Origin of the sequence: Pseudomonas paraeruginosa PA7, assembly GCF_000017205.1 — a bacterium.
Lineage (GTDB): Bacteria > Pseudomonadota > Gammaproteobacteria > Pseudomonadales > Pseudomonadaceae > Pseudomonas > Pseudomonas paraeruginosa.
In genome coordinates, this window is sequence record NC_009656.1 from 658,371 (window position 1) to 671,653 (window position 13,283).

The 13,283-nt window shown below is 68.0% G+C and carries 12 protein-coding genes; 7 read left to right on the forward strand and 5 right to left on the reverse strand.

The genetic code is table 11. The features are described from left to right. The first annotated feature begins 4 nt into the window (after window positions 1-4). Window positions 5-463 (forward strand): c-type cytochrome, encoded by a 459-nt coding sequence (locus PSPA7_RS03065; RefSeq protein WP_003157090.1) that lies wholly within the window; start codon window positions 5-7, stop codon window positions 461-463. A gap of 115 nt (window positions 464-578) precedes the next feature. On the opposite strand, the gene PSPA7_RS03070 is transcribed toward PSPA7_RS03065, so the two are convergent. Continuing rightward, window positions 579-998 (reverse strand): DUF1090 domain-containing protein, encoded by a 420-nt coding sequence (locus PSPA7_RS03070; RefSeq protein ID WP_012074099.1) that lies wholly within the window; start codon window positions 996-998, stop codon window positions 579-581. A 248-nt stretch (window positions 999-1,246) separates the two neighbouring features. Between PSPA7_RS03070 and PSPA7_RS03075 the strand changes: the two genes are divergently transcribed. Continuing rightward, complete coding sequence (locus PSPA7_RS03075; RefSeq protein ID WP_012074100.1) at window positions 1,247-2,215, forward strand: extracellular catalytic domain type 1 short-chain-length polyhydroxyalkanoate depolymerase; 969 nt, start codon at window positions 1,247-1,249, stop codon at window positions 2,213-2,215. A gap of 3 nt (window positions 2,216-2,218) precedes the next feature. Here PSPA7_RS03075 and PSPA7_RS03080 read toward each other — a convergent pair whose 3' ends face one another. After that, entirely contained in the window at window positions 2,219-2,962 is a 744-nt protein-coding gene (locus tag PSPA7_RS03080; protein ID WP_012074101.1) for a metallophosphoesterase, read from the reverse strand. A 204-nt stretch (window positions 2,963-3,166) separates the two neighbouring features. Between PSPA7_RS03080 and PSPA7_RS03085 the strand changes: the two genes are divergently transcribed. After that, entirely contained in the window at window positions 3,167-4,471 is a 1,305-nt protein-coding gene (locus PSPA7_RS03085; RefSeq protein WP_012074102.1) for a ferredoxin reductase family protein, read from the forward strand. 57 nt (window positions 4,472-4,528) lie between these two features. Here PSPA7_RS03085 and metK read toward each other — a convergent pair whose 3' ends face one another. Together metK and PSPA7_RS03095 are read right to left on the reverse strand one after the other, a co-directional pair. Next, window positions 4,529-5,719, reverse strand: a complete 1,191-nt coding sequence (metK, locus tag PSPA7_RS03090; protein ID WP_003084948.1) for a methionine adenosyltransferase — start codon at window positions 5,717-5,719, stop codon at window positions 4,529-4,531. 15 nt (window positions 5,720-5,734) lie between these two features. Beyond that, the gene (locus tag PSPA7_RS03095) at window positions 5,735-6,736 is read right to left on the reverse strand and encodes an ArsR/SmtB family transcription factor (RefSeq protein ID WP_023443089.1); all 1,002 of its coding nucleotides are present in this window, start codon (window positions 6,734-6,736) and stop codon (window positions 5,735-5,737) included. A gap of 245 nt (window positions 6,737-6,981) precedes the next feature. Between PSPA7_RS03095 and tkt the strand changes: the two genes are divergently transcribed. Both tkt and PSPA7_RS03105 read left to right on the forward strand, forming a co-directional pair. Next, a complete protein-coding gene (tkt, locus tag PSPA7_RS03100; RefSeq protein ID WP_033999542.1) occupies window positions 6,982-8,979 on the forward strand; it encodes a transketolase in 1,998 nt (665 codons plus the stop codon). Beyond that, window positions 8,979-10,043, forward strand: a complete 1,065-nt coding sequence (locus tag PSPA7_RS03105; RefSeq protein ID WP_012074104.1) for a hypothetical protein — start codon at window positions 8,979-8,981, stop codon at window positions 10,041-10,043. Before tkt ends, PSPA7_RS03105 begins: the two co-directional genes overlap by 1 nt. On the opposite strand, the gene otnI is transcribed toward PSPA7_RS03105, so the two are convergent. Beyond that, complete coding sequence (otnI, locus tag PSPA7_RS03110; RefSeq protein ID WP_012074105.1) at window positions 10,024-10,821, reverse strand: 2-oxo-tetronate isomerase; 798 nt, start codon at window positions 10,819-10,821, stop codon at window positions 10,024-10,026. The two genes, PSPA7_RS03105 and otnI, sit on opposite strands and share 20 nt — an antisense overlap. A 213-nt stretch (window positions 10,822-11,034) precedes the next feature. Between otnI and epd the strand changes: the two genes are divergently transcribed. Further along, entirely contained in the window at window positions 11,035-12,096 is a 1,062-nt protein-coding gene (gene epd / locus PSPA7_RS03115; protein ID WP_012074106.1) for an erythrose-4-phosphate dehydrogenase, read from the forward strand. Between the two features lie 5 nt (window positions 12,097-12,101). Continuing rightward, window positions 12,102-13,265: a phosphoglycerate kinase gene (locus tag PSPA7_RS03120; RefSeq protein WP_012074107.1), complete on the forward strand. Its 1,164-nt coding sequence runs from the start codon at window positions 12,102-12,104 to the stop codon at window positions 13,263-13,265. Window positions 13,266-13,283 lie beyond the last annotated feature (18 nt).

Sequence of the window (13,283 nt, forward strand, 5' to 3'; positions counted from 1 at the left end):
TGCCATGAAGCTGAAGTCCCTGCTCGTCGTGCTGCTGGCCGGCGTCGCCCTGAGCGGCTGTCACCGTATGGATCCCAATTCGCCCGAGGCCAAGCGCCAGGCGATCTTCAAGGAAATGCTACGGACCAGCGAGGACATGGGCGGGATGCTCCGCGGACGCCTGCCCTTCGACGCCGAGAAATTCCGCGCCGGTTCGGCGAAGCTGCACGAACTGGCCGACCAGCCCTGGCAGTACTTCCCCAGTCCCAAGGCCGGCGAGGAGGGTGAGGACACCCGCGCCAAGGACGAGGTCTGGCAGCGCCAGCAGGAATTCAAGGGTGCCACCCAGGTGTTCATCGACGCGATGAACCGCCTGCAGGACAACACCCGCCAGGCCACCCCAACCCCGGACGGGGTGCGCAAGGACTTCGCCGCGGTGGAAGACGCCTGCGAAGCCTGCCACAAGAAATTCCGCGCGCTCTGAGGCCGAACCGGTCATCGCCCGCGCGCAAGGGGCAATGCCCGGCGGATAACGCCGTGGGCGTTATCCGCCCTACGTGGAAGGGGCGAGGCGCAGGGCGGTGGGCGGCACCTGTGTCCTACTGCGCCTGGGCCTGTTCCAGGCCTTTCTTGGCCTCTTCCAGTTCGGCGCGGGCCTCGGCCAGCTTGGCCTTGCGCTTCTCGATCTTCTCCGGATCGCCCTTGCCCATGGCCTTGCGCAGGTCCTTCTCGCGTTCGCTGACCTCGCGCTCGCTGTCGATCACCTTCTGCTTGTTCTCGCGCAGCAGGCCGGCTTCGGTGCAATGCGCCTTGACCTCGGCGAGGGCCTTTTCCAGGCCGGCCACCTGGCCTTCGTTGGCGAACGAGCGGGCGGTTTCCAGCTTCGCCTCGATCGCGGCCTGCTTGGCGGCGCAGCCGGTGAGCGGGGCGCCGCCCTTGGCGCCCGGCTGGGCGGCGAACAGCGGCAGGGACACGGCGAGCAGCAGGCCGGCCAGCGGCAGTGAAGGACGAATGGACATGACGGGTCTCCTTGATCGAACGGCCGGCGCGACTGCCGGGCGGCGGCTCGGTCGGGCCTCCTGGCAGGCGCGGGGTGCGGATGGCAGCCGGCGCGGCAAAGGCGCAAGTGTGCCAGCAATCGGCATGGATGTGGTTGTCCGGGAGCAAAGTCCGGTGTCCCGGGGTCTCTGAAGAAGGACCGGATTCCGCGCGTTCGTCGGCAACCCGGCCTAATGTTGTCCGCAGAGGCCGAGAACGGAGAACCGCGATGCGCACGTTGATCCGCCTGGTTCGCACGCTGATCCTGCTGTTGGTCCTGGCACTGCTCGCCGGCGCCTGGTGGTGGCTGCAGGACGAGACCCTGCGCACTCCCGCGCTGGCCGGCTATAGCGAGGATTCGAGCCTGAAGGTCGCGGGTCTGCGCCGGCATTACTTGCTCTACGTGCCGCCGGGCGTGCCCGAAGGCGCGCCGTTGCTGGTGGTGCTGCATGGCTCCCGGGGCGATGGCGCGCAGATGCGCCGCATCAGCGGCTACGGCTTCGATCGACTGGCGGCGCAAGAAGGCTTCCTGGTGGCCTACCCGGACGGCTTCGAGGGCCACTGGAACGACTGCCGCAAGGCCGCCAGCTACTCGGCGCGGCTGCGTGACGTCGACGACGTGGCTTTCCTCCGCGCGCTGGTTGCGCGGCTGGCCCAGGAATACCGTGTCGATCCGCAGCGGGTATATGTGACCGGCTACTCCAATGGCGGCCAGATGGCTTTCCGCCTGGCCGCCGAAGCGCCGGGGTTGCCGGCGGCAATCGCAGCGGTGGCGGCGAGCCTGCCGACCATGGAGAACGATGCCTGCCGGCCGCTCGAGCGGCCGACCGCGGTGTTGCTGATCAACGGCACGCGCGATCCGATCAATCCCTATCTCGGCGGCAAGGTCAGCCTGTTCGGCTTCGGCGACCGTGGCGCGGTACGCTCGACCCTCGACTCGGCACGCTGGTGGGCCAGCCTGAACGGCCTCGCCGCGCAGCCTGACGTGGCGCCGCTGACCCGTCCCGGCCCGGTCTGGACCGAGCGCCAGCGCTGGCAGGAAGGTGGCCATCCGCCGGTGGAACTGCTCAGCGTGCATGGTGGCGGCCACGTGCTGGCGCAGCCGGACTATCGCTTCCCGCGGATCCTCGGCAAGAGCGACCCGGAACTGGACGCGCCAGCGGAAATCTGGCGCTTCTTCAGCCAGTTGCCGCGCTGAGGCTCAGACCTCGAAGACGAACTCCGGACGGAACCCGCCTTTCTCGTGGGGATAGCCGCCCGGATTGGCCAGCACCCGTGCCTCGCCGATGCGGTAGTCGAGGGCGTCATGGACGTGGCCGTGCAGCCAGTAGTCGGCCTGCGCCACCAGTTCGTCGAGGTTGGAAGCGAAGGCTGGCGACAGCGGACTGTCGACGAACTGCGGCGGAATCGACCGTGCACTGGGCGCGTGGTGGCTGACCACCAGGGTCGGGCCGGCGTGGGGTCGCGCCAGCTGTTCGGCGAGCCAGTCGCGCGAGGCGCGGTGCAGGGCGATGCTCTGTTCGGGGGTGAAGTCGCCGCCGAACCAGTCGATGCAACTGAAGTCCGGCATCGATTGCAGGGCCAGTTCATGGGCGGGCGCATAGCCGGCCGTGCCGTGGAGCTGGAAATCGGTCCACAGGGTGGCGCCGAGGAAGCGCGCCGGGCCGATCCGTACTTCGTCGTTTTCCAAGAAGTGGATCTCCAGCGCACGGGCGATATTGCGCATCGCCTGGGTCAGGTCGGTCATTTCCGAAGAGTAGAACTCATGGTTGCCGGCGACATAGACGATCTCACTGTGGGCGAAGGTCTCGCGGGCCCAGTGCAGGCCTTCCAGGTGGCTGTGGATATCGCCGGCCAGCACCACCACGTCCGCCTCCACCTCCGGCAACTGGCGACGGCCATCGAAATGTTCGTGATGCAGGTCGGACAGCAGGCGGATCTTCATGGCACGGCTCGGCGGTGGACGCGGCGGCCCAGCATAGCGCCGCCCCTCCCGGGGTTGAAGGCCGGCAACGATTGACGCAGGTCATTGCGCTGCGGGAAAGCTTCGCCGCTTACGTCAATTCCCTCACTAAGTTAAGGGACAATTAAGACTGGGCGCGCAGGGTTCAGGCCAGTGATTCGCGCGTTCTGTTCAGGAGTTGTGCCTATGAAACTGCTGTGGGGAGTCCTTGCCGCCGCGCTGGCGGCCTGGGGCCTGACGCTGGCCATCGATCCGCCGGCGAGCCTGGATATCTGGGTGGTGCGCAAGCAGGCGATCCTGCTTACCGGGGTAGCGTCCTTCGCCCTGATGTCGTTGATCATGCTGCTGGCGGTACGCCCGACCTGGCTGGAGAAGCCGCTGGACGGGCTCGACCGCATGTACCGCCTGCACAAGTGGGCGGGCATCCTGGCCATCGTCCTCGGCCTGTTGCATTACCTGCTGGAGCTGGGCGGTCCCTTGCTGGCGAGCATCGTCGCCAAGCCGGCCAAGGGGCCCCGGGTGGAAACCTTCCTCGATGTGTTCCGCGGTTCGGCCAAGGACCTCGGCGAATGGTCGGCGTGGATTCTCGGCGGGATGCTGCTGATCACCCTCTGGCAGCGTTTCCCGTACCACCTCTGGCGCCATGTGCACAAGGCATTGGCATTGGTCTACCTGGTGCTGGCCTTCCATTCCGTGGTGCTCGCTCCGGCCAGCTACTGGAGCCAGCCGGCCGGCTGGCTGGTGGCGGCGTGCGCCTTGCTCGGTTCGGCCTGTGCACTGCTGTCCTTGAGCGGACGGATCGGGCGCGCGCGCCGCCATGCGGGTGTGGTCACCGCCGTCGAGCGGCGTGGCGAAAGCCTGCTCGAGGTGACCTGCCGGCTGCAGGGCGACTGGTCGCACAGAGCCGGGCAGTTCGCCTTCCTCACCTGCGACCGCCTGGAGGGCGCCCATCCGTTCACCATCGCCAGCGCCGACCACGGTTGCGGCGAGGTGCGTTTCAGCATCAAGGCGTTGGGCGACTACACCCGGCGCCTGCAGGCCAACCTGGACGTCGGCGCCAGGGTCGAGGTGGAGGGGCCGTACGGCTGCTTCGACTTCCGCCGTGGCCTGGCCGGGCGGCAGGTCTGGGTCGCCGCCGGGATCGGCGTGACGCCGTTCATCGCCTGGCTGGAGTCGCTGCAGGCCGCGCCGGAAAGCGCGCCGTCGGTGGAACTGCACTATTGCGTGCGCAATTCCCAGGAGGCGCTGTTCGCCGGGCGCTTGCGCGAACTTTGCGAACGCCTGCCCAGCGTGGCCCTGCACATTCGCTACAGCGACGAGCAGGGCAAGCCGCAGGCGGCGCAGCTGGGCATGTTGAAGAACGCCGAAGGGCGCTGGCCGAGCGTCTGGTTCTGCGGCCCGCAGGGCCTGGCCGACAGTCTGCGCCGGGAATTGCGCCGGCAGGGCATGCCGCTGCGGCTGTTCCACCAGGAGGCCTTCCGCATGCGCTGAGCCTGCCGGAAACGAAAAAGCCCCGCCGAAGCGGGGCTTCTTTCATCGCGCGGTCGCTTACAGACCAGCGGCGTCGCGCAGGAGAGCGGCCTTGTCGGTCTTCTCCCAGGTGAACGCGGTGAAGGTATCGCCGTCCACGGTCAGCTCGAACGGATGACGGCCGAAGTGGCCGTAGGCCGCGGTCGGCTGGTACATCGGGTGGAGCAGGTCGAGCATCTTGGTGATCGCGTACGGGCGCAGGTCGAAGTGCTCGCGGACCAGTTGCACGATCTTCTCGTCGCTGACCTTGCCGGTGCCGAAGGTGTTGATCGAGATCGAGGTCGGCTGGGCCACGCCGATGGCGTAGGAAACCTGGATCTCGCAACGCTCGGCGAGGCCGGCGGCGACGATGTTCTTCGCCACGTAGCGGCCGGCGTAGGCGGCGGAGCGGTCGACCTTGGACGGGTCCTTGCCGGAGAACGCGCCGCCGCCGTGGCGGGCCATGCCGCCGTAGGAGTCGACGATGATCTTGCGCCCGGTCAGGCCGCAGTCGCCGACCGGGCCGCCGATCACGAAGTTGCCGGTCGGGTTGATGTGGAACTGGGTGTCCTTGTGCAGCAGCTCGGCCGGCAGCACCTGCTTGATGATCAGCTCCATCACGCCGTCGCGCAGGTCGTTATAGGAGACCTCCGGGTTGTGCTGGGTGGACAGCACCACCGCGTCGATGCCGACCACCTTGCCGCCTTCGTAGCGGCAGGTCACCTGGGACTTGGCATCCGGGCGCAGCCATGGCAGCAGGCCGGACTTGCGCGCCTCGGCCTGGCGCTCGACCAGGCGGTGGGAGAAGCAGATCGGCGCCGGCATCAGCACGTCGGTCTCGTTGCTGGCGTAGCCGAACATCAGGCCCTGGTCGCCGGCGCCCTGGTCTTCCGGCTTGGCCCGGTCGACGCCCTGGTTGATGTCCACCGACTGCTTGCCGATGATGTTCAGCACGCCGCAGGTGGCGCCATCGAAGCCGACGTCGGAGCTGTCGTAGCCGATGTCGATGATGACCTTGCGCACCAGCTCTTCCAGGTCGACCCAGGCGGAGGTGGTGACTTCACCGGCGATGATCGCCACGCCGGTCTTGACCAGGGTCTCGCATGCCACGCGAGCGTATTTGTCCTTGGCGATGATGGCGTCCAGCACCGCGTCGGAGATCTGGTCCGCGATCTTGTCCGGATGGCCTTCGGACACGGATTCGGAGGTGAAAACGGAATATTCGCTCATCAATCGGTTCCTACATTACCGGTGGGTGAGGCGGCTTTCGGATGCATCCCTGGCGAAATGCCGGACCTGGATCTGGAAGCCATTGCGTAAACCAATGTAAAGACTCTCGCCGGGCGTGAGCCCCGCGGCGTCGGCCCACTGGGCCAGGTCCTCCTGTTCGAAACCCAACCAGAGGTCGCCGCAGGCCTCCCTGGCCCAGCCCTGGTCGTGCCGGCACAAGTCCGTCACCAGCAGGCTGCCGCCCGGATGGACCAGGCGGGCCAACTGTTTCAGCGCCTCCGCCGGCGCGGCGAAGTGGTGCAGGACCATGTTCAGCACCACGCAATCGGCCGGTTCGGCGGAGTCCTGCAGGGCATCGGCCAATTCCAGGCGGACGTTGCCCAATCCTTCTTCCTTGCAGCGCTGGCGCGCCAGCTCCAGCATCGCCGCGCTGTTGTCCAGCGCCGTGACCTGGCGGAAACGCCTGGCGAGTTCCGGCAGGAACCCGCCGTCCCCCGGGCCGACCTCCAGCGCCGTGGCGCCGGGGGCGAAGGCCAGTGCGTCGAGCAAGGCCAACACGCTCTCACGGTATTGCGGCAGTCCTGCGATCAGGTCCTGCTGCGCCTGGAACTTGTCCGCCGCGCGGGCGAAGAAATCCTGGCTGACCGCCGCGCGCTGGGCGTGTACGGCATCGATGCGCGCCCGCACGTCGTCGGGTAGTACCCGTTCGTCCACTTCCTCCAGCAGCGCCGCATGCAGCGCGCCGCCGGTGCGTTCGACCAGCGGCAGCGAGCGCCGGTAGAAGATCGCGTTGCCCTCGCGGCGCGTCGCCACCAGCCCGGCCTGGGCCAGCACCTTGAGATGGTGGCTCATGCCCGACTGGCCGATGGCGAAGATCTGCGCCAGCTCCAGCACGCCGAACGAATCGTTGGCCAGGGCGCGCAGCACGTTCAGCCGCAGCGAGTCGCCAGCGGCCTTGCACAGCGCGGCGAGCGGGTCGTAGTCGTCTGGTCGTATCGAAGGCACGCGAAGGCTCATGGAGGCGCAGTCTAGTACCGGGTCCGGACCCCGGCAATGCCTGTATCAAAAATTTTTGATATTGATGACGGGTGGCCGTCGCGCAATTGCAATCGGCCTGCGCCAGGCTTCTGGCAAAACCGGTCGGCAGCGACATACTGTCCCCCTGCCGATCTGTCATTGCCCCCTGGGCCTTCGGTGGGCGAAAATGGCGCCCTTTTTTTCACTCCTGGTCCTCGACCAGCAACCCCCGTAGGAGAATTGCGATGCCCAGCCGTCGTGAGCGAGCCAATGCCATCCGTGCACTGAGCATGGATGCCGTGCAGAAAGCCAACAGCGGCCACCCGGGCGCCCCGATGGGCATGGCCGATATCGCCGAGGTCCTCTGGCGCGACTACATGCAGCACAACCCGAGCAACCCGCAGTGGGCCAACCGCGACCGCTTCGTGCTGTCCAACGGCCACGGCTCGATGCTGATCTACTCCCTGCTGCACCTCACCGGGTACGACCTCGGCATCGAGGACCTGAAGAACTTCCGCCAGCTCAACTCGCGCACCCCGGGTCACCCGGAATACGGCTACACCGCCGGCGTCGAGACCACCACCGGTCCGCTCGGCCAGGGCATCGCCAATGCGGTGGGCATGGCGCTGGCGGAGAAGGTCCTGGCCGCCCAGTTCAACCGCGACGGCCACGCGGTGGTCGACCACTACACCTACGCCTTCCTCGGCGACGGTTGCATGATGGAAGGCATTTCCCATGAGGTCGCCTCGCTGGCCGGCACCCTGCGCCTGAACAAGCTGATCGCCTTCTACGACGACAACGGCATCTCCATCGACGGCGAGGTCCACGGCTGGTTCACCGACGACACCCCGAAGCGCTTCGAGGCCTACGGCTGGCAGGTGATCCGCAATGTCGACGGGCATGACGCCGACGAGATCAAGACCGCCATCGATACCGCGCGCAAGAGCGACCAGCCGACCCTGATCTGCTGCAAGACCGTGATCGGCTTCGGCTCGCCGAACAAGCAGGGCAAGGAAGAGTGCCACGGCGCGCCGCTGGGCGCCGACGAGATCGCCGCGACCCGCGCCGCGCTGGGCTGGGAGCACGGTCCGTTCGAGATCCCGGCGCAGATCTACGCCGAGTGGGACGCCAGGGAAACCGGCGCCGCCCAGGAAGCCGAGTGGAACAAGCGTTTCGCCGCCTACCAGGCCGCCCATCCGGAACTGGCCGCCGAACTGCTGCGCCGCCTGAAGGGCGAGCTGCCGGCCGACTTCGCCGAGAAGGCCGCTGCCTACGTCGCCGATGTCGCCAACAAGGGCGAGACCATCGCCAGCCGCAAGGCCAGCCAGAACGCGCTGAACGCCTTCGGCCCGCTGCTGCCGGAGCTGCTCGGCGGTTCCGCCGACCTGGCCGGCTCCAACCTGACCCTGTGGAAGGGCTGTAAGGGCGTCAGCGCTGACGACGCCGCCGGCAACTACGTGTTCTACGGCGTGCGCGAGTTCGGCATGAGCGCGATCATGAACGGCGTCGCCCTGCACGGCGGTTTCATTCCCTACGGCGCGACCTTCCTGATCTTCATGGAGTACGCGCGCAACGCCGTGCGCATGTCCGCCCTGATGAAGCAGCGCGTGCTCTACGTGTTCACCCATGACTCCATCGGCCTCGGCGAGGACGGCCCGACCCACCAGCCGATCGAGCAACTGGCCAGCCTGCGCCTGACCCCGAACCTGGACACCTGGCGCCCGGCCGATGCGGTCGAGTCGGCGGTGGCCTGGAAGCATGCCATCGAGCGTGCCGACGGTCCGTCCGCGCTGATCTTCTCCCGCCAGAACCTGCCGCATCAGGCGCGCGACGTCGCCCAGGTGACCGACATCGCGCGCGGCGGCTACGTACTGAAGGACTGCGCCGGCGAGCCGGAACTGATCCTGATCGCCACCGGTTCGGAAGTCGGCCTGGCCGTGCAGGCCTACGACAAGCTCAGCGAGCAGGGCCGCAAGGTCCGCGTGGTGTCGATGCCGTGCACCAGCGTCTACGAGCAGCAGGACGAGTCCTACAAGCAGTCCGTGTTGCCGGTGGAAGTCGGCGCGCGCATCGCCATCGAGGCCGCCCATGCCGACTACTGGTACAAGTACGTCGGTCTCGACGGGCGCATCATCGGCATGACCAGCTTCGGCGAGTCGGCGCCGGCCCCGGCGCTGTTCGAGCACTTCGGCTTCACCCTGGACAACGTCCTGGCGGTGGCCGAGGAACTGCTGGAAGACTGATGCACAGGCTCTACTGGCGGGACCTCGAAAGCCCCGCCAATGGCGAATGGCTGGGCCTCGCGGTCCAGGTGGAGGGCGCCCATCGGGCGCCCTCTTGCGTTCACCTGCAATCCGGCGGCCAGGGCCGCATCCGCCTGGTGCGTGGCGATCAGCCGCTGCTCTGGGGCACCCAGTTGCCGTGCCACGACGGCATCTGGCTGGTGAAGAGCCTGGCCGTGGCGAGCCCGGAACAGGCCAGCGTGCCGCCCATCGACTCGCCAACCCTGGAATCGTTGCGCGGCCTGCGCGGCGAGGCCCGCTACAAGGCCTGGAGCCGGCATTTCGTCGAGGCCCTGCGCGCCAGCCCGGGCAGTTGCCTGGAGGCCGGGCGCTGGTTGCTGCGCCTGTCGCTCGCCGAGCAGGCGCCCGCCTGGCAGCCGTCGCAGAGCCACGATCCGCGCGAGCGGGTGCTGGAGCGCTGGCGCTACCGCAGTGTAGGGCGCGACGCACTGTTGCCGGACTGGCGCTTCCACAGCCTGGAGAAGGTTCTCGACGACGACTGGGTGCAGTGGCTCGACTGGTGGGGGCGCGACAACGACGCGCTGATCGCCCTGCGCCGGGTCGAGGACGACGAGGGACGGGTCAAGTGGTGGCGCAAGAAGGCCCGCGAAGGCGAGCTGCCGCCGGTGCTGGCGCTGCGCCTGAACTGCCTGGACGCCTGCGTGATCCTCGACGGCCACTGCCGGTTGCGCGCCGGCCTGCTGGAGAACGTCGCGCCGGAGATCCTGGTGCTCTGCGCCTACGACGAGCAGCCGATGCCGGTGGATACGGCGCAGCGCGAGCGGGTGCTGCAATCGCTGGCGCAGCGGGTCGACGCGCCGGTGCGCCGCGGCCGCCGGCCGCTGAGCGGCGAGCAACTGAACGAAGTGCTGCTGCGCCTGTTCGACGACCGTCCCTGGCCGCGCGTGCTGACCCATGCCCGCGCGGTGCTGAAGGAAGAGCAGTGGTGCGCGGAAGTGCGCGACTGGCTGGCCGCCCACGACCGCCTGGACGCGCTGGAGCCGATCATCCGTCGCGTCGAGTAGCGCGCCAGCGCCGCAGCCATTCCAGGCCCGCCGAGGTGTCGCCGCGCGGGCGGTACTCGCAGCCGATCCAGCCCCGGTAGCCGAGCCGGTCGAGCAGCTCGAACAGGTAGGGATAATTCACTTCGTTGTCGCCATCCGGCTCGTGGCGGTCGGGCACCCCGGCGATCTGGACATGGCCGACATTGCCGATGTCGCGGCGCAGGGTGGTGGCCAGGTCGCCCTCGACGATCTGGCAGTGGTAGCAGTCGAACTGCACTTTCAGGTTGTCCGCGCCGACCTCGCGGCAGATGGCCTGGGCGTCGTCCTGGCGGGTGAGGAAGAAGCCCGGCATGTCGCGGTTGTTGATCGGTTCGATGAGCACCGTCAGCCCGGCGCCGGCGGCCTCGCGGGCGGCATGGGCGAGGTTGTCGAGGTAGGTCTCGCGATGGCGGATACGCTCGGCGCCGGCCGGCAGCAGCCCGGCCATCACATGGATATGGCGATTGCCGAGGACCTGGGCGTAGTCGATGGCCTGGGCGATGGCGCGGCGGAATTCGGCTTCGCGCCCCGGCAGGCTGGCCAGGCCGCGCTCGCCCTTGTCCCAGTCGCCGGGCGCGGCATTGAACAGCACCTGGCGCAGGCCGTGGTGGTCCAGCCGGGCCTTCAGTTCGGCCGCAGGATAGGCATAGGGGAACAGGTACTCCACGCCCTCGAAGCCGTCCGCGGCAGCGGCGGCGAAGCGCTCGAGGAAGTCGTGCTGGGGATAGAGCATGCTGAGGTTGGCGGCGAAGCGAGGCATCTGGCGCTCCTGGCGGTCGGGGGTTGCGGCGAGCCTTGCACAGCGGAGCGCGGTGACGCCAGCCGTGCGTCGCATGAATCGTTTCAGCTGCCGGGCGGGGGGCCTCATCGCGGTGCAGCCCGCGCGGGACGGGATGCCGACGGTTCCCACGCGAGCCCATCCCCCGCATAATTGGCGCCTTTCCCTGGCCTCTTGCCGGAGCTACCCCTGCCGATGTCCACCCCGCCTTTCCGCGTCGCGCTCAATGGCTATGGCCGTATCGGCCGCTGCGTCCTGCGCGCGCTGCACGAGCGCCCGGAACAACTGGGCTTCGAGATCGTCGCGCTGAACGACCTGGCCGACCAGGCCAGCGTCGAGTACCTGACCCGCTTCGACTCCACCCACGGCCGTTTTCCCGGCGAGGTGAGGGTCGATGGCGACTGCCTGCACATCAACGGCGACTGCGTGAAGGTGTTACGCAGCCCCACCCCGGAAGCCATCGACTGGCAGGCGCTGCGGGTCGACCTGGTGCTGGAGTGTTCCGGCCAGTACACCAACCGCGCCCAGGCCGAGCGCTTCCTGCGCGCCGGCGCGCCGCGGGTGCTGTTCTCGCAGCCGATGGCGAGCGAGGCGGACATCGACGCCACCATCGTCTACGGGGTCAACCAGCAGGACCTCAGCGGCCGCGAGACGCTGGTCTCCAACGCCTCCTGCACGACCAATTGCGGGGTGCCGCTGCTCAAGCTGCTGAACGAGGCGATCGGCCTGGAATACGTGTCGATCACCACCATCCACTCGGCGATGAACGACCAGCCGGTGATCGATGCCTACCATCACGAGGACCTGCGCCGTACCCGTTCGGCGTTCCAGTCGGTGATCCCGGTGTCCACCGGTCTGGCGCGCGGCATCGAGCGTCTGTTGCCGGAACTTGCCGGCCGCATCCAGGCCAAAGCCATACGCGTGCCCACGGTGAATGTCTCGGCGCTGGACATCACCCTGCAGACTTCCCGCGACACCTCCGCCGCCGAGATCAACCGGGTGCTTCGCGAGGCTGCCGAAAGCGGCCCGCTGCGCGGCCTGCTGGCCTATACCGAGCTGCCGCACGCCAGTTGCGATTTCAACCACGACCCCCATTCGGCCATCGTCGATGGCAGCCAGACCCGCGTTTCCGGGCCCCGCCTGGTCAATCTGCTGGCCTGGTTCGACAACGAATGGGGATTCGCCAACCGTATGCTCGACGTCGCCGGACACTACCTGCGCGCCGCCGTGCCTGATCAACAAGTACCCAAGGACTGATTGTCATGACCGTGTTGAAGATGACTGACCTCGACCTCAAAGGTAAGCGCGTGCTGATCCGCGAGGACCTCAACGTTCCGGTGAAGGACGGCCAGGTGCAGAGCGATGCACGGATCAAGGCCGCCCTGCCGACCATCAGGCTGGCCCTGGAGAAGGGCGCGGCGGTGATGGTCTGCTCGCACCTGGGCCGTCCGAGCGAGGGCGAGTTCTCCGCCGAGAACAGCCTGAAGCCGGTGGCCGAGTATCTGTCCAAAGCCCTGGGCCGCGAAGTGCCGCTGCTGGCCGACTACCTCGACGGCGTCGAGGTCAAGGCGGGCGACCTGGTGCTGTTCGAGAATGTGCGCTTCAACAAGGGCGAGAAGAAGAACGCCGACGAGCTGGCGCAGAAGTACGCCGCGCTGTGCGACGTGTTCGTGATGGATGCCTTCGGCACCGCCCACCGTGCCGAGGGTTCCACCCACGGCGTGGCCAGGTTCGCCAAGGTCGCCGCCGCCGGCCCGCTGCTGGCCGCCGAGCTGGACGCGCTGGGCAAGGCCCTGGGCAACCCGGCGCGGCCGATGGCGGCGATCGTCGCCGGCTCCAAGGTGTCCACCAAGCTCGACGTGCTGAACAGCCTGGCCGGCATCTGCGACCAGTTGATCGTCGGCGGCGGCATCGCCAACACCTTCCTTGCCGCGGCCGGTCACAAGGTCGGCAAGTCGCTGTACGAGGCCGACCTGGTCGAGACCGCCAAGGCCATCGCCGCCAAGGTCAAGGTGCCGCTGCCGGTGGACGTGGTGGTGGCCAAGGAGTTCGCCGAGAGCGCCGTGGCGACCGTCAAGGCCATCGCCGAGGTCGCCGACGACGACATGATCCTCGACATCGGCCCGCAGACCGCCGCGCAGTTCGCCGACCTGCTGAAGACCTCGAAGACCATCCTGTGGAACGGTCCGGTCGGGGTGTTCGAGTTCGACCAGTTCGGCGAGGGCACCCGTACCCTGGCCAACGCCATCGCCGACAGTGCGGCATTCTCCATCGCCGGCGGCGGCGATACCCTGGCGGCGATCGACAAGTACGGCATCGCCGAGCGGATCTCCTATATTTCCACCGGTGGCGGCGCGTTCCTCGAGTTCGTCGAGGGCAAGGTCCTGCCGGCCGTGGAAATCCTGGAGCAGCGCGCCAAGGGCTGACGCAGACGGGGCAAACCA